At 60.9% G+C, this 20,163-nt stretch carries 17 protein-coding genes and 1 pseudogene; 8 read left to right on the top strand and 10 right to left on the bottom strand.

Annotation, left to right across the window (positions count from 1 at the left end; all coding sequences use genetic code 11):
- Positions 1-70: 70 nt before the first annotated feature.
- Entirely contained in the window at positions 71-823 is a 753-nt protein-coding gene (locus tag MKI83_RS09765; protein WP_241585259.1) for a TerC family protein, read from the top strand.
- A gap of 66 nt (positions 824-889) precedes the next feature.
- Complete coding sequence (rhtB, locus tag MKI83_RS09760; protein ID WP_241585257.1) at positions 890-1,519, top strand: homoserine/homoserine lactone efflux protein; 630 nt, start codon at positions 890-892, stop codon at positions 1,517-1,519.
- On the opposite strand, the gene MKI83_RS09755 is transcribed toward rhtB, so the two are convergent.
- The 5 genes from MKI83_RS09755 to MKI83_RS09735 all read right to left on the bottom strand — a co-directional run bounded on the left by MKI83_RS09755 (position 1,520) and on the right by MKI83_RS09735 (position 5,832).
- Entirely contained in the window at positions 1,520-2,212 is a 693-nt protein-coding gene (locus MKI83_RS09755; protein WP_241585255.1) for an EAL domain-containing protein, read from the bottom strand.
- Positions 2,182-3,678: a diguanylate cyclase domain-containing protein gene (locus MKI83_RS09750; RefSeq protein WP_241585252.1), complete on the bottom strand. Its 1,497-nt coding sequence runs from the start codon at positions 3,676-3,678 to the stop codon at positions 2,182-2,184. The genes MKI83_RS09755 and MKI83_RS09750 overlap by 31 nt, the downstream gene beginning before the upstream one ends.
- 115 nt (positions 3,679-3,793) lie before the next feature.
- Positions 3,794-4,264 carry a thioesterase family protein gene (locus tag MKI83_RS09745; protein WP_241585248.1) on the bottom strand — a complete coding sequence of 157 codons (471 nt, stop codon included), beginning with the start codon at positions 4,262-4,264 and terminating at the stop codon, positions 3,794-3,796.
- A gap of 74 nt (positions 4,265-4,338) precedes the next feature.
- On the bottom strand, positions 4,339-4,992 hold the full coding sequence (elbB, locus tag MKI83_RS09740) for an isoprenoid biosynthesis glyoxalase ElbB (protein ID WP_241585247.1): 654 nt from the start codon (positions 4,990-4,992) through the stop codon (positions 4,339-4,341).
- Between the two features lie 3 nt (positions 4,993-4,995).
- The gene (locus MKI83_RS09735) at positions 4,996-5,832 is read right to left on the bottom strand and encodes a dienelactone hydrolase family protein (RefSeq protein WP_241585246.1); all 837 of its coding nucleotides are present in this window, start codon (positions 5,830-5,832) and stop codon (positions 4,996-4,998) included.
- Between the two features lie 128 nt (positions 5,833-5,960).
- Here MKI83_RS09735 and MKI83_RS09730 point away from each other — a divergent pair, with 128 nt between their 5' ends.
- Complete coding sequence (locus MKI83_RS09730) at positions 5,961-7,205, top strand: sterol desaturase family protein (protein WP_241585244.1); 1,245 nt, start codon at positions 5,961-5,963, stop codon at positions 7,203-7,205.
- Between the two features lie 81 nt (positions 7,206-7,286).
- On the opposite strand, the gene MKI83_RS09725 is transcribed toward MKI83_RS09730, so the two are convergent.
- The 5 genes from MKI83_RS09725 to MKI83_RS09705 are packed head-to-tail and all read right to left on the bottom strand — an operon-like array spanning position 7,287 to position 11,978.
- Positions 7,287-7,730, bottom strand: coding sequence for a MerR family transcriptional regulator (locus MKI83_RS09725; protein ID WP_241585239.1), 444 nt, complete (start codon positions 7,728-7,730; stop codon positions 7,287-7,289).
- The gene (locus MKI83_RS09720; RefSeq protein WP_241585238.1) at positions 7,720-8,136 is read right to left on the bottom strand and encodes a group I truncated hemoglobin; all 417 of its coding nucleotides are present in this window, start codon (positions 8,134-8,136) and stop codon (positions 7,720-7,722) included. Before MKI83_RS09720 ends, MKI83_RS09725 begins: the two co-directional genes overlap by 11 nt.
- Positions 8,137-8,138: 2 nt before the next feature.
- Positions 8,139-8,993: a DUF3034 family protein gene (locus MKI83_RS09715; protein WP_241585237.1), complete on the bottom strand. Its 855-nt coding sequence runs from the start codon at positions 8,991-8,993 to the stop codon at positions 8,139-8,141.
- A gap of 11 nt (positions 8,994-9,004) precedes the next feature.
- A complete protein-coding gene (locus MKI83_RS09710) occupies positions 9,005-11,341 on the bottom strand; it encodes a putative bifunctional diguanylate cyclase/phosphodiesterase (RefSeq protein ID WP_241585236.1) in 2,337 nt (778 codons plus the stop codon).
- Positions 11,331-11,978, bottom strand: a complete 648-nt coding sequence (locus MKI83_RS09705) for a methylamine utilization protein (protein WP_241585235.1) — start codon at positions 11,976-11,978, stop codon at positions 11,331-11,333. Before MKI83_RS09705 ends, MKI83_RS09710 begins: the two co-directional genes overlap by 11 nt.
- 143 nt (positions 11,979-12,121) lie before the next feature.
- Between MKI83_RS09705 and MKI83_RS09700 the strand changes: the two genes are divergently transcribed.
- From MKI83_RS09700 to MKI83_RS09680, 5 genes and pseudogenes are all read left to right on the top strand, one after another.
- Entirely contained in the window at positions 12,122-13,354 is a 1,233-nt protein-coding gene (locus MKI83_RS09700) for an NADH:flavin oxidoreductase/NADH oxidase family protein (protein ID WP_241585233.1), read from the top strand.
- A gap of 102 nt (positions 13,355-13,456) precedes the next feature.
- The gene (locus MKI83_RS09695; protein WP_241585231.1) at positions 13,457-14,362 is read left to right on the top strand and encodes a carbohydrate kinase family protein; all 906 of its coding nucleotides are present in this window, start codon (positions 13,457-13,459) and stop codon (positions 14,360-14,362) included.
- A gap of 100 nt (positions 14,363-14,462) precedes the next feature.
- A pseudogene (locus MKI83_RS09690) lies at positions 14,463-15,650 on the top strand (OmpP1/FadL family transporter); the annotation flags it as partial.
- A 16-nt stretch (positions 15,651-15,666) separates the two neighbouring features.
- Positions 15,667-18,465, top strand: a complete 2,799-nt coding sequence (locus MKI83_RS09685; protein WP_241585229.1) for a DUF1254 domain-containing protein — start codon at positions 15,667-15,669, stop codon at positions 18,463-18,465.
- Positions 18,466-18,479: 14 nt separating this feature from the next.
- A complete protein-coding gene (locus MKI83_RS09680) occupies positions 18,480-20,108 on the top strand; it encodes a hypothetical protein (RefSeq protein ID WP_241585227.1) in 1,629 nt (542 codons plus the stop codon).
- Positions 20,109-20,163 lie beyond the last annotated feature (55 nt).

The following is a 20,163-nucleotide window of genomic DNA, read 5'->3' as shown; positions in this document are numbered from 1 at the left end:
CGCCTTGTGCGGCGCCCCCTAGAATGCCGGCGGGCAATATCGCCCTCAGACCCTCGCAAGGATCAACAACATGGAATGGCTGACCAGCCCAGAAATTTGGGTTGCCTTTCTAACCCTGACTGCTTTGGAAATCGTCCTAGGCATCGACAACATTATTTTTATTTCCATCCTCGTTAGCCGCCTGCCCAAAGCCATGCAGCCCAAAGCACGCTTCTTTGGCTTGGCGTTGGCGATGGGCACCCGCATCTTGCTGCTGCTGTCGATTTCGTGGGTGATGCAGCTGACCGACGACCTGTTCACGGTCATGGAGCACGGCATCTCTGGCCGCGACCTGATTCTGTTCTTCGGCGGCTTGTTCTTGCTGTTCAAAAGCACCATGGAGATCTACCACGGGCTAGAAGGCGAAGAAGCAAACGGGGAAGGCGACAACGCCAGCGCCGCACGCGGCTTTATCGGCATCATCATCCAGATTGCGATCATCGATATCGTGTTCTCGCTGGACTCCGTGATCACCGCCGTTGGCTTGGTCTCGCATGTGCCGGTGATGGTGGCCGCGATCGTGATTTCCGTCGGCGTGATGATGCTCTCAGCCGGCACCATCAGCGACTTCATCGACAAGCACCCGTCGTTGAAGATTCTCGCCCTGTCGTTCTTGATTTGCGTCGGCACCTTGCTGGTGGCAGAAGCATTCGGCGTGCACGTACCCAAAGGCTATGTGTACTTCGCTATGGCGTTCTCGCTGGCGGTTGAGGCCCTCAACATCCGCATGCGCGGCAAAAAAGTCGCCAAGCAGGCGGTAGAGTTACGCAAAAATACGCCGTAACTGTACCTAGCTGCCGAACAAAGCCCCAGCTAGTCTGGGGTTTTGTTTTTATGGCCGAGGGACATCATGGCGTTGTCGGTGTGGTTAACTTTTTTTGCCGCTTGCTGGCTATTGAGCCTGTCACCGGGGGCCGGTGCGGTGGCCTCGATGAGCAGCGGCGTGCGTTATGGCTTTTGGCGTGGCTACTGGACTGCCATCGGCCTGCAAGTGGCCATGGCCCTGCACGTCGGGATTGTCGCGGCAGGCTTAGGCGCGCTGTTAGTCGCCTCCACGCTGGCCTTTGAGCTGATTAAGTGGCTGGGCGTGGCCTACTTGGTGTGGCTGGGGATTAGCCAATGGCGCAGCCCGCCCGCACCACTGACCAGCAACGAAGAAGGCCGCCCCATCGGTCGGCCACTGTCGCTACTGCTGCGCGGTTTTATGGTCAACGCCAGCAACCCCAAGTCGATCATTTTTATCTTGGCGGTGCTGCCACCGTTTATCGACCCTACCAAGCCCTTGCTGGTGCAGTACCTGATTTTGGGCGGCACCATCATTGCGGTGGACTTGATCGTGATGGCCGGCTACACCGGTTTAGCCGCCCGCGTACTGAGCCTGCTGAAAAGCCCTGCCCAACAAAGCTTGGTCAATAAGGTCTTCGGTGGCTGCTTTGTGCTGGCGGCGGGGTTGCTAGCCACCGTGCAACAAAAAGCCTGATCAGCTCACCTGTTGCTGGGCCTGCGGCGGTAATACGTCAATCGGCCGGTACAGGCTGAGCCATTCCAATAAATCAGCCACAGGCAATGGCTTGCTGAACCAAAAGCCTTGCAACAAATCGCACTGCTGACTGCGCAACAAAGACACGTGCTTGAGCGATTCAACGCCTTCGGCGACCACGCGCAATTGCAGCTTGTGCGCCATGGCAATAATGGCGCCGGTGAGTTCTTGATCCTGCTGGTTAGTGTCCAGCTCGCGCACAAAAGAGCGGTCAATCTTTAGCGTATTGACCGGCAAGCGACGCAAGTACGCCAGCGACGAATAGCCCGTGCCGAAGTCGTCAATCGACACCCGCACGCCCAGCTCACGGATTTTCTGCAAGCTGTCCGCCGCTTGCAGCAAGTTGCCCATCAAGGCGTTTTCGGTGATTTCGATCGTTAAATAAGCAGCAGGCAAGCACGAGCTGCGCAGTGCGTTATCCACCCGCGCTGGCAGCTCTGGATCCGATAAGTTCAGCGCTGAGCAATTCACCCCAACGCGCAACTCCAGCCCCTGACCGTGTAACCGGCAGACATCGCGACAAGCCCGGCGCATGACCCAATCATCCAGCTCGCCAATCAAGCCGCATTGCTCGGCCAAACCGACGAAACGCTCCGGGTTGATCATGCCAAATAAGGCGTGCGGCCAGCGCACCAGCGCCTCAAGCCCTTCAACATGGCCATCCTCAGCGCGCACGATAGGTTGGTAAACACCTCAAGGCCATCTTGGTCCAGCGCTTCACGCAGGTCTTGCTCCAAGCGCAAGTCCATCTGCGCCTCACCCGCCAAGGTCATGCTGAAACGCTGGCTGCGGTTACGCCCGTTCTTTTTACACCAGCCCAAAGCGATGCCCGCGTCACGCAATAACTCGCCGGGCTCACGGCCATCATCCGGGAAATAGGTAAAACCGATGCTGGCACTCAACTGCAGCGTGGTGTCGCCCACGCTAAACGGCGGCTCTAGTTGATCCCGCAAGCGCTGCGGCAAGGCTTCTAAGCTGTCGAGGTCGGCATCATTGACCAAGACACAAAACTCATCCGCCGCATAACGACCCAGTAGCGCATTACCCGATAGCGCTGCGCGCAAACGCAGCGCCACTTGCACCAGCAAATCGTCGCCATGAGCGTGGCCTAGGCTGTCATTGATGCGCTTGAACTGGTCTAAGTCTAACCACAGTACCAAGGCGGGCTGCTCATCGGCCTGCACTGACAAGCGCTGGTGTAACTTCTCGCGAAAGGCACGACTGTTGTAGAGGCCCGTCAGCGGGTCGTAATCGCTCGCCTGCTGCAAACGCAACGCTGCCTGACTCAGCGCACTGCTTTGCTGGCGAATCACTTGCTGCCCCCAGCTGCTGCCGACCAAGCCAATCAACATAATTAACAAGGTGATCATGCCCACCACGAGGCCGAGTTCGGTATCGGTGCTGCTGGCATTTTGTACAAACGCTTGTAAGTCCACCGGCACCAGCAACTGCATACCGTGCATGCCAACCCAATGCACGGCAGCCACACCCAAGGCCAACAGCAGGCTGATACTGATTTTCAGCGCTAAATAACTGAGTAGCTGTGTGGTGCGTAATAAGCGCTCCACCAAAAAATAACCCAACATACCCACCGCCACCGCCAAAGGCACGGTGACTAATAACCACCACGGATTATGCAGCTGCACGGCGATGCTACGCATCGACACCATGCCGGTGTAATGCATGCTGAGAATGCCCATGCCGGAGATCAACCCGGCATACAGCAGGCGATGTTTTAACGCCGTTTTAGCCAGCAGCACCAAGGAGGCCAGCGCCGCAGCACATGCCAACAACAGCGACAGCAGGGTCAAACCCACGTCGTAACTGCGCTGGATAGGCACCTGCAGCGCCAGCAGGCTGATGAAATGCAGCGACCAAACCCCAGCGCCCAAGCAGAACGCGGCCAGCGCCACACTGACATACAACTGCCACTGCGCAATGCCCGCGCGCAGCCGCATGATCATGTATTCCACCAGGCTTTGCGTGACAAACGCAGCGGCCACGGCAATCGTAATTGCCAATAGCAATAAAAAATTCTGATGCTCGAACGGGATGACCAGCATGTCCGGCGGGACGGCAATACCCAAGGAAAAGCTCATCACGACCCCTCATGACCGTATCGTGTATTGAGCTTAGCCAAGATTGCACGGTGACAAGCACCGCATAGCGGAAAGCTGCGCGGCATTACTCACGCGCGCGGCGCAAGTCGTGGCCTCAGCCGCACAGGTAGGTGCCCGTTCCCACCGCGATGAGTTCGCCTTCTAAGGCATGCAGTTCGCAGCGGATCACCGCCACCTTATTGCCACTGCGCAGCGGGGTGGCGCGGGCGATAAACGCCGTGCCGCGCCCCGGGCGCAAGTAGTCCACGCGTAAGTCGATGGTGCCCAACTTGGACAACCGTGCCATGCGTTCAGACGAGCTTAAGTGCTGGTTTTTTAGGCTGGCGCCGACCAAGGCCATCAAGCCGCCGGCCACATCCAAAATAGTCGCCGTGACACCACCGTGCAGAATGCCGTGCAGGTAATTGCCCACCAGCTCTGGCCGCATCGGCACGCGCATCTCAACGGCGTCTTCTTCGATCGACAGCAGTTCGATACCCAGCAGCTTGTTGAAAGGAATCTGCTCGATAAAGCGGGCGATCCCCTCACGGACGAGGGGATCAAGGACGGGGGAATCATGACTCATGGCCGGCGGCATCCTGTTGCAAGCGTCTGCGGGGCGACCAGCATAACCGCTGGCCACCGCCCATGAGGTGACGATCAGGCCAAAGCTAGGACGCGATCGACCAGCTTGTTGATGCCTTGCGCCGCTTCCACCAAGGAGCCGGCCAACATGTACGCCGGCGTGGTCACCAACTTGCACTGACTGTCTTCGACGATATCGCTGACCACACAGCTTTGGTGGTGCGCGCCGCTGGCCGTCACCGCCGCGGCGGTATCGGCGTCATTACCGATGGTGCAGCGCACACCGGGGCCAAAGATTTTTGCCGCCAAAGCCGGTGCAATGCACTCCAGCCCCACCGGCTTACCCGCCGCTGCAAACGCTTTTAAGGCCGCCAAGACATCGGCTTGCACGGTGCAATCGGCCCCTGCAAAGGCAAAGTTGGAGAGGTTTTTCGCCACGCCAAAACCACCGGGCAAAATCACCGCTGCAAAGTCGTCCACCGCCAGTTCGGCCACGTCGCGAATCGCCCCTCGGCAAATGCGCGCCGCCTCAACCAACACGTTGCGCGTCTCGGCCATGGCTTCGCCATTGAGGTGGTTGATCACGTGATGCTGCGCCACGTTGGGGGCAAAACATTGATAGGTGGCGCCCTGTTGTTCCAAGCGCAACAAGGTCAGTACGGTTTCGTTAATTTCCGCGCCATCAAACACGCCACAACCCGACAAAATCACTGCAACCGGCTTACTCATCGCTCACTCCTTGCTGTTTAAGTGTTCGGCCAAGAAGGCCTCAGCTTGCGCTTCGGCGGCACGCGCCATGGCCGGCACTTCGCTGTTCATGCCGCTGGGCTGATCAAACACATGCTCGGCACCGGCAAACTGGCGAATATCCAACGGCTGGCTGGCAAAGTTAGCCGCCGCGTTCAAACATTCTTGCGGGCTGACCACCGTGTCCGCACCGGCTAAAAACATCAGCAGCGGTGTAGCCAACGCCACGCCGCTTTGCGCGTGACTCGAAGGGAAGCCGCAGAAGGGGTAATAGGCGATCACGCCTTTAACCCCGGCCAACGCCTCAGCGCTCGGTGCGGTGTAGCCGTGACCCTCGTGGCCGGCCTGGCTCAGGGCGTCAAAAATCGTCCAGCCGCCGTGCGAATAACCCAGCAGCACCAGCTGTTGTGGGTCGGCCAATGGATAGTCTTTGAGCAGCGCCAGCGCGGCGAACACATCTTGCGCCCGCTCACTGCCCCACAACACTTTGCCGTCACACACGGGGTATTGGCCGGTCTGAATCGGGATATCGCGCGCCTTTAAGCTATCCACAAACAACACGTGGTAGCCCTTGGGCACCAGCCAGGCAGAAACATGCTGGAAAAAGCCCGGGGTTTGCCCTGAGCAGCCGTGAAACACCAACACCGTTGGGCCCACTTGGTCGCTGGCCGGCACAAAGGTCAGCGCGTCTTTTAGCCGCGCCATGCTGGCCTCTTGTTGTGAGGGGGTAGGGAATAGCGCCGCACGATAAGGCCAAAACCCGACCAGCGAAGCCGCCACGGCCACCACCACGATCACTGCCAACCCACGAAAGCGTTTCATATTGTTCCTTGTCGTTATTCGTCGCCTGCGCTGGCATCTGCGGCCATCGCCAATTGTCGCGCAGGGTATAGGATGAGGTCGTCAATGCTAGCCTGACTCTACGCTGGTACCAACTGTCGAGGTGCTCGATGAACTTGATCTTATTCGCCGTTCCTTTCTTTTTACTGCTGATTCTTCTCGAGCTAGCCGCCGACTGGCATACCGGCAAGCGCCACTATCGCTTAAGCGACTCGATCAACAGCTTGAGCGCCGGCGTGCTGTCGCGCGCGGTGGGTATCCTCACCAAACTGTTTACCGTGGGCATTTACTGGGCCATCTACGAGCACAGCGCCTGGTTCGAACTCAGCGCCAGCAGCGTGTGGGTGTTTGTCTTCGCCTTTGTCGCCTACGACTTTTGCTACTACTGGAATCACCGCCTCGGCCACGAGGTGAACGTGCTGTGGGCCGCGCATTCAGTGCACCACCAAAGCGAAGATTACAACCTGATCACCGCGCTGCGACAAACCAGCACCGGATGGATTTTTGGCTGGGTGTTTTACGTGCCAATGGCCGTGCTGGGCGTGCCGCCTGAGTTATTTATCACCGTCGCGGCGCTGAATTTGATCTACCAGTACTGGGTACACACGCAGCACATCGGCAAGCTCGGCTGGTTTGAGACCTACTTCGTCACTCCGTCCAACCACCGCGTGCATCACGCGCAAAACGAGGTGTACATCGACCGTAACTACGGCGGCGTTTTCATCCTCTGGGATCGCCTGTTCGGCACCTTTCACGAAGAGCTCGAACACGAGCCGGTGATCTTCGGCGTCACCACCCCACTGGCCAGCTGGAACCCGCTGTGGGCCAATGCGCAATTTTATGTACAACTGTGGCGCGACGCCGTGCGCGCCGAGCGCTGGCAAGACAAGCTGAGTATCTGGTTTCGCCGCACCGGCTGGCGACCAGCGGATGTAGCCGCGCGTTACCCCATGCACAAGCCCGACATCAGCCAGTTTAAGAAATTCGACATCCCGCTCAGCCGCGCACAGCAGATCTATGCCGCCGCGCAATTTAGCGTCACCGTGCTCGGCACGGTGGTGATCATGGCCGTAGGCGAAAGCCTGCCCTATGCCCCCATGCTGATGCTGGCCGGCTGGGTTGCTTTCAGCCTCTATGCCACCGGCGTGTGGCTAGAAAACCACCGCTACGCTTACCTGCTGGAATACCTGCGCATGGCCGTCAGCGGCGCGGTGCTGGTGTGGCTGCTCAGCAGCGGCTTACTCAGCGGCACGGCCTTGTGGCTCGGCCTGTTTGCCGGCTACGCCGCCCTTAGCCTGTGGGGGATGAGCCAAGTAGCCCGCCAACCTGATCAGCCCAATGCCAGCGCGGCCTAACACGCCATCACGCCATCACGCCATCACGCCATCACGCCAAGCAGCTTGGGCCATGCCCCTTGGCGTGATGACCACACCAACTTAAGCGCTGTCGCCCGCTGCATGCCCATCCAATAACTTAGCCAGCGGCAAGCAACGGCCTAAGTCCCAATGCTCGTGCAGCTTGCCGAGCATGCAGGTCAGCCCCGTGTGCTGCGCGGCCAAGGTGCTTTGCATTTGCTCGATTTCCGCCAGCCGCGCCTGCAAGCCGGTGAGAATTTGTTGGTGATCCAACGGCTCACCGGCGCGCCCTAAAATGCCGCGCACTTGCTCCAAGCTAAAGCCCAAGCGCTGCGCTAGGCGAATCAAGCCTACCCGCTCCACGGCATCAGGCGCGTACTGCCGATAACCATTGCCGCCGCGCGCCGCTTTGCCGAGCAGGCCGTGTTTTTCATAAAACCGCAGCGCCGAGGTGCTCACCCCGGTGGCAGCGGCCAGTTCACCGATGCGCAGGGCCGCGCCGCTTGCTGGGCTGTTAGCGTTCAATGATCTCTCCGCGCATGGGCGCTAAGTGCGCCAACAGCTGATTTTGCGCGCGCACCGACACGCCTTGTTGATCCATCGCCGCTTGCAGCAGCTCGACCAACGCGTTGAAGTCGCTGCGGCTGATGTGCAAGCCGGTGTGGCTTTCTTCCATGCTGTCACCGCTGTAGGTGCAAGGGCCACCGCTCAGTTCACACAGCTGCTCAACCAGCTTGTCGCGCACCCGCACGATATCCACCTCGACAAAATGCTGCTTAATGCGCGCATCGGCGGCGGCGCGCAGCAGCATGTCTTCGACAATACGGGTGATCCCCGTCTGTCCGCCGAGCTGCTGATAGAGGCTGTCCGGGGCCGGCGTGGCGCAACCGACCAGCAGCACCAGCAGTCCGCTAAATAACCAAGCTCGCATGGTTAAAAACTCCCTTGCAGCGACAGGTAAACGCCGTCTTGATGGTCGTAGGTGGCGATCTCACCGAGCCGCGCATAGGCCAGCACCAGCGAGACATGCTTGCTGGGGAAATAGCCGATAAACACATCCTGCCAGTCGCTTTCACCGGCAAAACTCAGGTTGTCGGGCTTTTCGCGGTATTCCACGCCCACCGCCCAGCGCGGGTTGAGCAGCACCGCCAAGCTGGCTTCGCCGAGCCATTGGTGTTGGTCGCGACGGTCGCCGCCAAAGCCCAGCAGGCCTAACTCGTTGGCGCGGCTATAACGCGCGGTGACGTTGCCCAGCAGGTTGTAGCCAAACGCGGCGCCGAGCCACAAACGGCTGGCGACCAAATAGCCTTCGGTGTCTGTGTCGCGCTGCGCGCCGACCAGCTTAGGCACGCGGAAGTCGCGCTGACGTTTGTGCTGCACGCCCAGCGCCACTTGCGGCAAGCGGTCGTAGATCAGATCGCCAAACAGGCGCACTTTAAGGCCGAAGATATCTTGGCTGACGCTGTTATCCGGCAGGTTCAAGTCACGCGCCAGACTACCCAAATCTAAGTGCTGGCGGGCATAGCTAAGCTCCAGCCGATTGCCATAAGCCAGCGCCACGCCGCCGGCATCCAAGCGGTAGTCGCCGGTCTCGACACGGGTGGCAAAGGCGCTGCCGCCCCACTCATCTTGCTCGCCATAGCCGGTGAGCACCGCCCACGGCACAATGCCGCCGCCGGCGGCCCCTTCGAGCATGCTGGCACCGCCGGTGGCCAATAAACGCCCCTGCTCGGCGTACGCGCCGAAGGCACAACACAGGCCACAGGCCAAGAGCGTTATTCGTCGCATGTTTACCTCCGTTAACCTTGCATAACCTGCGCCGCGTCGCTGGCCAGCCAAGCTTGCAACGCGCTGGCCGGCACCGGCCGGCTGATGTAATAGCCCTGCGCCACATCACAGCCCCAGTCGCGCAGCAGCTCCAAGACCAAGGCACTCTCGATGCCTTCGGCAACCACCTTCAGGCCTAAGCGATGGCTCATCTCGATGGTCGAACGGACGATCACCGCATCATCGCCTTCCGGGCCCAGTTGGCGGATAAAGGTTTGGTCGATTTTCAGCTCTTGCACCGGCAACTGGCGTAGCTGCGCCAGCGATGAATAGCCGGTGCCAAAGTCATCCACCGACAGGCCCACGCCCAATTCGCGCAGCGCCTGCAACACCGCTAGCGCGTGCTGTTGGTCCTGCATCACCGCGCTTTCGGTGATTTCCAGCACCAATTGCTGCGCCGCCAGTTGATGGCGACTAAGCGCCTGCTCGACCACCTGACAGACATCGAAAGCGGCCAGATCGGCGGCCGACACATTCACCGACACTTGCATGACCAGCCCCTGCGCGTGCCACTGAGCTATCTGCGCCACGGCGGCCTCAATCACCCAGCGGGTCAGCGCGGCAATGCTGCCGGTGCGCTCGGCCAAGGGAATAAATTCGCCCGGCGACACCCAACCCAACTCGGCATGCTGCCAGCGCAGCAGGGCCTCGGCTTGGCGAATCTGCCCATCGCGCAAGTTCAGCTTGGGCTGGTAATGCAGCTGCAATTCGCCACGCTCGGCGGCTTGGCGTAGGTCGCGCACCAGAATGATCTGCCGCTGCCGCGCGGCGTCTTTAGCCTGCTCATAGACTTGCACCGGCTCGTGGTGCATTTGCGCCTCATGCAGGGCGGCCAGTGCGCAGTGCAGTAAGGCCTCGCTGCTGTGCGCATCGTGCGGATAGCTGGCCACGCCGATATGCACCTGCAAGCCCAGCGCCTCGCCCTGCCAATCGCGCAGTTGGCTAAAGCGCTGCTGGCATTGGTCGGCCAAGGTGATCAGCTCGGCGGCGCTGGCTTCTTCAAGCAACACGGCGAAACGCTCATCCAACAGACGCGCCACACTCAAGCCCGGCCGGCGCAGCTCGAGTAATTGCTGCGCCAAGGCCTGCGCCAGCTGTTGCTCGGCATCGCCGCTGCGCGCACTGAGCCACTCGGAGAAGTTCGCCACGCCAATCAGCAACACACCTAAGGGCCGCTCGGCGGCGATGGCGCTGTTGATGCGCTCCTCCAGCAAGGTGCGGTTGGGCAGGCCACTGTGCGGTTCGTGCAGAGCATTGTGCGCCAACTGGCGTTCGCGCTCGGCGATGCCGTGCTGCATCTGCCCCAGCGCAGCGCCCAGCGCGGCCAGCTCAGGCACGCGCAGGCGTTCAATCGGCGCCTGATAATCGCCCTGACCAATGCGCTGCGCACTACGCGCCAAGCGCTCCAGCGGCCTAGCCACAGTGCGCGCCAGCAACAAAGCCAACAACAGCGACGCGCCGAAGGCCAAACCGGCAATGCTCAGCAAGCGTTCACGCAGCCCCAGCAGTGCGGCAGACACGGCATTTAACGGCCGATGCAAAAAGGCGCTGATCTGGTAATCCGCCGCTTCACTGAGCGGCACCGCCAAGCTCAGGTAATGTTCGCCGGCCAGCGCCAAAGGCTGCCAATGGCGACTGTCGCTATCCAGTTGGCGCAGCAGCTCCAACTGCTGCGCGGGGGCATTCAGCAAGGTGCTCAGCCAGCGCGGTTTGCTGTTGTCCGTCTGCACCAGCAGGGTCACCTCTAGATGGGTGAGCTGGCGCAGCTCGTCGGCCAGCGCGCGGTCGATTTCAAACCCCATAATCAACACCGCCACCGGCAACGGCGCGCGCACCGTGGCGGCGGCCAGCAAGTGCGGCACGCCATCGACCGGCACCACCAGCAGATGCTGCGGGTTTTGCAGCTGGGTCAGCAGTGCTTGGGCATAGGCAAAGGGCTGGCCTTCGGCAAACGCCGCGCTGGTGCTGGCCTTGATCTGCCCGTGTAGATCGAGCAACAGCACTTCGCTGGCTGCGGCGCGATCACCATGATTACGCAGCGCCGAGCGCAGGGTCGGCACATCCGCCGAGGCCACCGCATCACGAAAGCCAAAATCGCTACTGAGGATGCGCACTTCGTCCTGCAACTGCTGACTGCGCAGCGCCAGCAAGCGCTCGAAGACCCGCGCACCGACATTCAGCTGCTCCTGCGCGTGACGCTCCAGCGCCTGCTGCGCGGCCTGTTGCAGGGCACCGGCCAAGCTGCCGATGACCAGCAGCAAGAGCAACATCACCCCCAGGCTGACCCGGGCAAAAAAACTAATCCGCATGCTGCTGCAAATTACGCTGGAAGGCTTCGGCAAACGGGTTGCTCGGCGCAGCGGCTGGAGCAGCGGCCGAGATGCGCACCGCTAACGGCAGCGCCGGAGTGTTGGCCGACAGCGCCGCACGGCCTTGCCAAGGTTGCGGCTGCGGCCAATCGGGGTGCCAGAGGGTGAGCGGGTAATCGCCGGCGGGCAAAGCAAAGCGTGCGATGCCTTGTGCATCGGTCACCGCCACCCATGGGTCGGCACTGACATAGATGTAGCCGACCATCCAATCGTGAATATTGCAGCCCAGCACCACTAAGCCGGGGCTGTCGAAATGCACCGGCTGGCTGGGCGTGCCGTGGTAAAGGCGCAGCTCGAAGCGCTTGGGCTCCGAAAAAGAATACACGTGATGGCGGATATCGTCGCGATTAGGAAACGCCACCGCCGTGCCGGTGCTCACGGCCAACACCCGCGGCACAAACTGCTTGCCCACCTGATCCATTACCGCCGTGCTGGCCGGCGTGCCGGGGGCCTGAATGCTTACCACCGCATCGGCCAGCGGCTGACCTTGGCCATCCACCACCTGCACGCGTACCTCGGCCTGCGCCGTCAGCGCCGCCAACACACCAGCGGCTAACCACCCCAATTGTCGAAGCATACTGCACCTCCCCCTGCCGAACGGTTAACGGCAGGGCCTGCGATTTCCTGAGCTTAGGCACTGCAAAGCAGCATTGCCATGTGGGCTTGACCTTAAACAGCACTTCAAGCTTAGCCTGTGCTCACCGCGACGAGGAGATCAGCATGCCGCACGCCCTGTTTACCCCGCTCACCCTGCCCAACGGCAGCCAATTACCCAACCGCATCGGCAAAGCCGCGATGGAGGAAAACCTCGCCGCGCCCGGCCAGCAACCCAGCGCCACCTTGATTGAACTGTATCGCCGCTGGGCGCAGGGCGGCAGTGGTTTGCTGTTGACCGGCAATGTGATGATCGATGGCCGCGCCATGACCGGCCCCGGCGGCGTGGTGCTAGAGCAAGGCACGCCGCTCAGCGCCTTCACCCACTGGGCTAAGGCTGGGCAAAGTGGCGGCGGGCAGATTTGGATGCAGCTCAACCACCCAGGTCGGCAAACCTACGCCAACTTGGGCGGCCTGCGCTGGGCGCCGTCGGCGGTAGCGCTGGATTTGGGCAAGCACTCCAAGCTCTTTGCCGCCCCCACACCGATGACCCACGCCGACATTCAAGAACTCATCGCGCGCTTTGCCCACAGCGCACAACTGGCCGAGCAAGCCGGCTTTAACGGCGTGCAAATCCACGCCGCGCACGGCTATTTGTTGTCGCAATTCTTATCGCCGCTGAGCAACCAACGCGATGACGAGTACGGCGGCAGTTTAGAAAACCGCGCCCGCGTGCTGATCGAAGTCGTCCGCGCCGTGCGCGCCGCCGTTAGCCCCGGTTTTGCCGTGGCGGTGAAGCTCAACTCGGCAGATTTCCAGCGCGGCGGCTTTACTGCCGACGATGCGCGCGAAGTGGTCGAGCTGCTTAACCAGGAAAACATCGACCTCTTGGAGCTGTCCGGTGGCAGCTACGAAAGCCCCGCCATGCAAGGCCGCACCGCCGATGGCCGCACCTTGGCACGCGAGGCGTACTTCCTAGAATTTGCCGCCGAACTGGCTAAAGTCGCGCGCATGCCGCTGATGACCACCGGCGGAGTACGCCGCCTGCCGATTGCCGAGCACGTCATCGACAGTGGCGTGGCCGTGGTCGGCATGGCCACCGCTTTGGCGGTCGAGCCCGACCTGCCCAAGCGCTGGCAAGCCGGTGAAGCACGCATCGGCGAGCTACCCGCTGTCAGCTGGGGCGACAAGACCCTCGCCGCGGTCGCCACTATGGCGTTGGTGCGCCGCCAACTACGCCGTCTTGGCACGGGCAAGGCGAGCAAGCCCGAGGCCTCACCCGTGTTGTCGCTGCTGCTCGATCGTCTGCGCCTGTCGCGCCTGACCAAGCGCTACCAGCAGTACCTCGCCCAGCGCTGACTCGTCCAACGCCTGCGCCCCCGCCCTGCGCCTACCCAAGGCGCAGGTGCAGGCGGCTTAAGCTCGCTACGCTGCCTGCTGGCGCAATCATGGAGACGCAGCATGCAGCCTTTATGTGTGATTGGCGGCACCAGTTGGGACACCCTCATCCACTTGCCCGCGCTACCCAAACCCATTGGCCAAACCCTGTGGGCCGAGCGCAGCTACCAAACGCTGGGCAGTACCGGTGCGGGCAAAGCGCTAAACCTCACGGCCCTTGGCTTTGAGGTCAGCCTGCACAGCGTGATTGGCGCCGATGCGGCCGGCGACGCGATCCATCACGCCTTGGCACCCCATGGCCTGCACCAGCACTTAGCCCGCAGTCACAGCGCCACGCAGCAGCACACCAACCTGATGGATGCCCACGGCCAGCGCTTATCGATTTTCACCCACGCCCCCGCCGCCAGCGGCCTCGACCTTGCCGCCTGCCAACAAGCCTTGGCAGCGTGCGATTTGGCCATCATCAACATTCTTGATTACGCCCGCCCCACCTTGGCACTGGCACAAGCGCTCGGCAAGCCGATCTGGACGGACCTGCACGATTACGATCTCGGCAACCCCTACCACCAAGCCTTTATTGATGCCGCCGAGGTGATCTTGGTCGCTGACAACCAACTGCGCGATTACCGTGCCTTCATGCAGCAGTGCATCGACCAAGGCAAAAAGCTGGTGCTGTGCACCCACGCCGAGCACGGCGCCAGCTTGCTGGCCGCTGACGGCACATGGCTTGTGCAACCCGCCCTGCCGATTCAACACCTGCGTGATAGCAACGGTGCCGGCGATGCGTTTTTCAGCGGCTTTGTTTACGGCTATCTCCAGCAGCGACCGCTGGCGGAATGCTTGCGCTTAGCCGCCGCGGCGGGGGCTTTTTGCGTGGAGTCAGCCAGCCTGTGCGCCGCGGCGATGACGCCCACAACGCTGCAACAAAGAGCCGCGCTGCAAACAAAAGATCATCCCAACCGCCACTAAAGGTCATCCGGGTGTGGGTCAATGCGCGATGAAGGCATGGCAGAGCATGGCACGCGCCCTTTGACGCCCCTTCAAAGCCGGCGCAAAATTCGCCGCAGGCGACGTCGGCCTTGCCAACGCTGGCGCCGCCGCACGGGCACAAAACCCCAGCACACTGGCGAGCAATATTGCCGGCATGAGCTACTTGTCCGGCACTCAAGTCACCGCCGGTGGCCAGCTGATCAGCGGGCAAGTCAACTTCGACACCGACAGCAGCAACAACCTCTCCGGCGGTGGCGGTAAAAACGCCATGCCACTGTCGCCCGGCGCGAGCTTTTTCATCAGCCATCAGTTGAATGAACAGTGGCACGTGGGTTTTGCCAACTATGGCGACTTCGGTCTGGGCATCGATTACTCGGATGACTGGGCTGGTCGCTACTACCTGCAAAACGGCAGCCTGATGGGCTTAACCATGATGCCCAGCCTGTCGTTTCGCGCTAACGAGCAATGGTCTTTCGGCCTTGGCTTACGCGCCATGTATGCCATCAATGACACTGAGCTGGCACTGGACAACAACCCGCTGGGCCTTGGTTCGCACCCCGACGGCAGCTTGGAGTACTCCGCCACCGATTGGGGCTTTGGCCTCAACGCGGGGGTGATCTATCAAGTCACGCCGGCCACCCGTCTCGGCTTGGCTTATACCAGCGCCGTCGATTTGAGCTTTAGTGACAAGCTGGATCCCGAAGGCTTAAGCGCCGCCGAGCAAACCGTGTGGAACAACAGCGGCCTGACCAATGCCAAGACCACGCTGGATATGCAAGTCCCGCAAACGGTGACGTTAAGCCTGTTCCACCAGCTCAACCCGGAGTGGGCACTGCTCGCCAGCGCCAACTGGCAAGATTGGTCGCGCTTTGGCGAAATCGGCCTTGATCTGGAGGCGCGCAACCCCACAAGCGCTACCCTCGACGCCAACTACCGCGATACTTGGCACGTGTCCGTCGGCGCGCAGTACCAATTCAGTCAGGCGGCGCGCTGGAATGTCGGCGCGGCGTACGACAGCTCACCCGTTGGCGACCAGTACCGCACCGTCACCAACCCCATGGGCGAAGGCTGGCGACTCGGCACCGGCCTCGACTATGCGCTGGATAGCGACACCACGCTGAACGTTAGCTATGAGTTCATTTGGATTGGCGACATGCCCACGGCGCAGAACAAGGCCTTGCCGGTGAATGCCCCCAAGACCGTCAGTGGCACCTATGAAAACGCTTGGATGCAAGCCTTCAGTGGCAGCGTCACTTGGCACTACTAAGCACGGAGAGCACACGATGAAATCCTTAATACAGGCGGCTTGGCTCAGTACCTTGCTGGTTGCTAGCAGCGCACTCGCTGAACCGGCAAAACCTGACCTCAATGCGCTGGCCACTCAGGTGAGCATTTACGGCTTTCCGCTGGTCATGAACTACAAAGTCTTTCATGACACTTTTTTAGACAGCAGCAGCCCCGGCTACAAAGGCCCGCTGAATCAAATCCACCACACCGCGCGCACTTACACGCCAGACGACACCACGGTGCAAACCCCCAACAGCGACACGCCGTACTCGCTACTGGGCACCGACCTGCGTAGCGAGCCGCAGGTGTTGTGTCATGCCGATGTGCCACAAGACCGCTACTTCAGCGTGCAGCTGGTGGACATGTACACCCACAATTACGCCTACATCGGCTCACGCAGCACCGGCAGCCAAGCCGGCTGTTTCTTGCTCGCCGACAGCCAGTGGCAAGGGCCAACACCGGCCGGCATCAAGCAGGTGCTGCGCAGTGAAACCGCGTTCAACATGGTGATTTTCCGCACCCAGCTCAAATCCGACGCGGACTTGCCCAACGTACAAAAGGTGCAAGCTGGCTATCAGATTCAGCCGCTGTCTAGCTATCTAAAACAGCCGGCGCCAGCCGCCGCACCAACGATTACTTGGCCGGCGGCCAACAAAGATATTTTCACCACCGGCATGCCCGCGCTGCTGAGTTTTTTGCAGCCGTTTATGCCCATAGCGCTGGCTTCGCCGGCCGAACAACAGCTGCGTGAGCAAATGCCTTTGTTGGGCATTGGCAACCCCGCGGCGCTGAAAGACAAAGCCGTGCAGGCCGCTTGGGGTAACGGTTTAAAAGCCGCCATGGGCGCCATCAATCAAGCGGTTGCGCAGCTCGGCAGCGTGCATAACGGCTGGCAAATTGGCACCGCCGCAGGCTCGCGCGCGTTCTTCAATGACAACTGGCTGCTGCGCGCGGTGGGCTCACGCGCCGGGATTTATGGCAACGACGCCATAGAGGCCACCTACCCCTTCACCAAGCACGACCTTAACGGCCGCCCGCTGGATGGCAGCAAGCATGCCTACACCCTGACCTTTGCCCCTGGCCAGCTGCCGCCGGCCAAAGCTTTTTGGTCGATCACGGTGTACGACGCCAACACGCAGTTTTTGGTGAAAAACCCGATCAAGCGTTATCTGGTCAACAGCACCATGCTGGATACCCTCAAGCGCAACGCCGACGGTTCGCTGACCCTGTTCCTGCAGCAGCAAAGCCCGGGCAAGGCCCACGAAAGCAACTGGCTGCCGGCGCCCAACGGGCCAATCTTCTTGGTCATGCGGATTTATTGGCCGCAAGAACAATCCCCCAGCGTGCTGCCATTGGGCCAAGGCGACTGGCAGCCGCCGAAGATTGAAGCGGTCACCCACTTAAACACCGTCGGAGCCAAACGCCCCGGCGACAAGGCGATGGAAACGGTGATTCGTACCGATGAGCGCTACGGCGCCGACCCGCTATTCCATGGCCCGCGCGGTGTCGGTTACTGGCGCGATCTGGCGTATGCCGCGCCGATCCAAAACCCTAATCTGTGGCCAGATACGCAGTCGACTTACTTCCTCTCGACCTTACGCATGCCTGCTGGCAGCCAGCTGGTGTTTGATGGCGAGTACCCCTATGCGCGCTACTTTAAGCTGGCGCTCTACCGTTGGCAGGGCAATACCTTTGTCTCCACCGGCGAAGACATGGCCGGCGATGAAATCGCGCCGAATCCAGGCTCCATCAACCCGTTTGTGGTCGGCCAACCGCGCCTTGAGCCAGCCCGCAGCTTTCGTCTGAAGATTCTCGCTGAAGACGCCCCCAGCGACAGCCGTGAGCGCCAGCCCAACACCCTGTATGCCGGTGCCCAGGGCGACAAAATCCAAATGGTAATGCGGATTTATTTGCCCGATAACGGTAAAGACGGCGCAGGCTTTGGCAGTGCCTACGGGCCACAGCGCGGCTTTGGTTTGCCGCGCTACCACGGTCTCTTGGCCGATGGCAGCAAGCTCAGTGCCGCCGAGGTCATCCAGCAGTTCGCCCTGCCGATGAACGACGCCCTTGAGCAGCCGGTGACCCCCGAACAATGGCAAGGACTGGTCAACAATCCCAGCAATGATCCAACACTTAAGCCCAGCACCGCACCGGCACGCCAAGCGCCGCGCTGGGAAAAGTATTGGTCGTTCAAGTACTCCATCGTCGGGGCGTTTATGAGCCCATCAGCGCGCCAAGCGATTCCCTATGGCGGCGCGATGGACGGTGGCGGCGACCCCAGCACGCAATACCTGCTGCTGCACCTGTCGCGCCAATTTGGTCCGGTGTATGTGATGCGCGGCAAGATGCCAACCTTCCCCGACACCTATTACGGTGAAGCCGGCCAAGGCCTAAACCAGCGCCCTGCCGCGCAAACCCAATACTGGTCGCTGGTCAGCTGCGAGTCGGCGCCGTCGGGCCAGTGTGTTGATGGTCTGACCGACATGCAGGTGCCGCTGGATGCCGAGCGCAACTTCACCATCGTGCTTAGCCGCGCGGCTGATCGGCCGAAAAACGCCACCCTCGACAATGGCGTGGCGTGGCTGGAATGGAGCCCACGCGGCGAAGGGTTAACCAGCGCCAGCAACCGTGAAGATTTCGCCATGCTGATGCTGCGCTATATGGCCAACGCCGCCGATTGGGCCGAAAGCCCCGAGCATATTAAAAAGCCCGGCGACGAAGAAAAAATCATGGGCGCGTATTACCCGCGCGGCCAATACATGACCACCGCTGAATTTGAAGCACTGACTTTTTAACCTAGGGATATCCCATGACCGTTAAACGCACCTTTAAATGGCTCGGCCTGCTGTTGCTCGCCGCGCTGGCACTGATCGTTTACAAGCTCGCGGCACCGGCGATTAGCCTGTTTACCGCCGGCCAAGTGGCCAAAATTGGCTTAAGCGATAACGAGCTGGCCGCCAACGGCCCGCTGCCGGGCGAAGTCAGCCTGTATGCCAAAGAGCTCGCGTGCTCGCAGCAGCACGCCACCCCCGGCTATTTCTCCAGCCTTAACGGCGCTGAAATTGCCGACGCCCAGCGCAGCGGCGTCTTCCCGTGCGCCAGCTTCACCGGCAGCCGCGAGCAAGAGAACCAAGTGTATGCCTGGCAAAGCGCGGATAAATATCCGGGCATCTCCTACATCAACACCCGCAACACGAATGAACTGTATATCGTGGGCGGCGAATACCCGACGCTAAAAGATCTGGTGCCCGCAGGCCCGTTTGTCGCCAAAGCCGATGCCACCACCGGCAAGGAAATCTGGCGTACTTACGTCGACAACCCCAACGCCTCCGGTCGCTGGATTGGCAACGCCAACCTCAACATCCTGCCTAACGGCAATATTCCCTTCGCCTGGTCTAATCAGATTGTCTTGATTGACGGCGACAGCGGCGAAATCCTCAAGCACAACACCCTGCCGAGTGGCCCAGCAGCCGCCGAAGACGTTAACTTCAAGCACCTCACCATCGCCCCCGATGGCACCTTGATTCTAAAAGACCAAACCCGCCCCGCCGGCTGCCAAGGGCAAGGCACCATCGCCATCATCAAGTGCGCTGACCAAGGCATGGTGGCGGCCAGCTCGGTACTGGTCGCGGTCGACCCCGACAGCTTAGAAATTCTCGATCAGCTAGCGCTGCCAGAGCCTGCGGTGTCGCCACATAACATTGCCGAGTTCGAGGGCAAAATCACCGTGTATATCGGCATGGCGACCCGCGTCGGCCGCGCCTTCTGGGATCCGGCCAGCAAGAAGCTGAGCATGGATGACAGCTGGCAAGCCTTCCCCATGCAAGAAGGCCAAGGCGCTGCCACCGCTCCGACCATTGTCGGTGACTGGGTGGGTTTCCAGCTCAACGGCATTGGCAGCGACATCAAGGCCTCCAGCGTGGTGTTGATCAACCAGCACGACGCCAAGCTTATGACCACGCACTTCCCCTTCGGCGAGCTCGAAGAAGGCCAATGGAGCTGGGCCCCGCCAAAAATGGGCGGCGATGCGGAAAACCACATGCTGTATTCCGCCGACGTGGGCATCGGCAAAGTGGCGGGCATCAAGTTCGACCCGCAAACCGGTGCAATGAGCAACGCGTTTATCGTCAACAACAGCACCTCGACCTTCCAGCCGGTGATCGGCCCCAAGGATCAGCGCGTGCTGCTGCTCACCCACATGAAGCTCAACGCGCCGAACGAGCCGGTGAAGATGGCCATGTTCACCAGCAACTACACCGAGCAGCTGAAATGGCATGACGCCGCCACCGGCGAAGTGCTGGCCGAGTCCGACTTCTTTGCCGCACTGACCATTAACTCGCTAACGCCACCGGGCTTTGGCGGCCGCGTCTACTTCCCCAGCGCGGTGGGCGAGTACTTCAAAGTGCTGCAAGTGTTGCCTAAGCGCGCCGAGCCATAAGGCACACTCGCGTTAGCTCCTGCACAGGGCGCCTTCGGGCGCCCTGTTGCGTTTT

The organism is Atopomonas sediminilitoris, from assembly GCF_022601735.1.
GTDB classification, from domain to species: Bacteria; Pseudomonadota; Gammaproteobacteria; order Pseudomonadales; family Pseudomonadaceae; genus Atopomonas; species Atopomonas sediminilitoris.
This window is presented reverse-complemented; position numbering and strand designations above follow the sequence as displayed.

What these genes read in the sequence shown, in the direction of transcription:
- MKI83_RS09765 (WP_241585259.1), top strand. Translation starts at nt 71, where the DNA reads ATGGAATGGCTGACCAGCCCAGAAATTTGGGTTGCCTTTCTAACCCTG.
- rhtB (WP_241585257.1), top strand. Translation starts at nt 890, where the DNA reads ATGGCGTTGTCGGTGTGGTTAACTTTTTTTGCCGCTTGCTGGCTATTG.
- MKI83_RS09750 (WP_241585252.1), bottom strand. Translation starts at nt 3,678, where the DNA reads ATGAGCTTTTCCTTGGGTATTGCCGTCCCGCCGGACATGCTGGTCATC.
- MKI83_RS09745 (WP_241585248.1), bottom strand. Translation starts at nt 4,264, where the DNA reads ATGAGTCATGATTCCCCCGTCCTTGATCCCCTCGTCCGTGAGGGGATC.
- elbB (WP_241585247.1), bottom strand. Translation starts at nt 4,992, where the DNA reads ATGAGTAAGCCGGTTGCAGTGATTTTGTCGGGTTGTGGCGTGTTTGAT.
- MKI83_RS09735 (WP_241585246.1), bottom strand. Translation starts at nt 5,832, where the DNA reads ATGAAACGCTTTCGTGGGTTGGCAGTGATCGTGGTGGTGGCCGTGGCG.
- MKI83_RS09730 (WP_241585244.1), top strand. Translation starts at nt 5,961, where the DNA reads ATGAACTTGATCTTATTCGCCGTTCCTTTCTTTTTACTGCTGATTCTT.
- MKI83_RS09720 (WP_241585238.1), bottom strand. Translation starts at nt 8,136, where the DNA reads ATGCGAGCTTGGTTATTTAGCGGACTGCTGGTGCTGCTGGTCGGTTGC.
- MKI83_RS09715 (WP_241585237.1), bottom strand. Translation starts at nt 8,993, where the DNA reads ATGCGACGAATAACGCTCTTGGCCTGTGGCCTGTGTTGTGCCTTCGGC.
- MKI83_RS09710 (WP_241585236.1), bottom strand. Translation starts at nt 11,341, where the DNA reads ATGCGGATTAGTTTTTTTGCCCGGGTCAGCCTGGGGGTGATGTTGCTC.
- MKI83_RS09705 (WP_241585235.1), bottom strand. Translation starts at nt 11,978, where the DNA reads ATGCTTCGACAATTGGGGTGGTTAGCCGCTGGTGTGTTGGCGGCGCTG.
- MKI83_RS09700 (WP_241585233.1), top strand. Translation starts at nt 12,122, where the DNA reads ATGCCGCACGCCCTGTTTACCCCGCTCACCCTGCCCAACGGCAGCCAA.
- MKI83_RS09695 (WP_241585231.1), top strand. Translation starts at nt 13,457, where the DNA reads ATGCAGCCTTTATGTGTGATTGGCGGCACCAGTTGGGACACCCTCATC.
- MKI83_RS09685 (WP_241585229.1), top strand. Translation starts at nt 15,667, where the DNA reads ATGAAATCCTTAATACAGGCGGCTTGGCTCAGTACCTTGCTGGTTGCT.
- MKI83_RS09680 (WP_241585227.1), top strand. Translation starts at nt 18,480, where the DNA reads ATGACCGTTAAACGCACCTTTAAATGGCTCGGCCTGCTGTTGCTCGCC.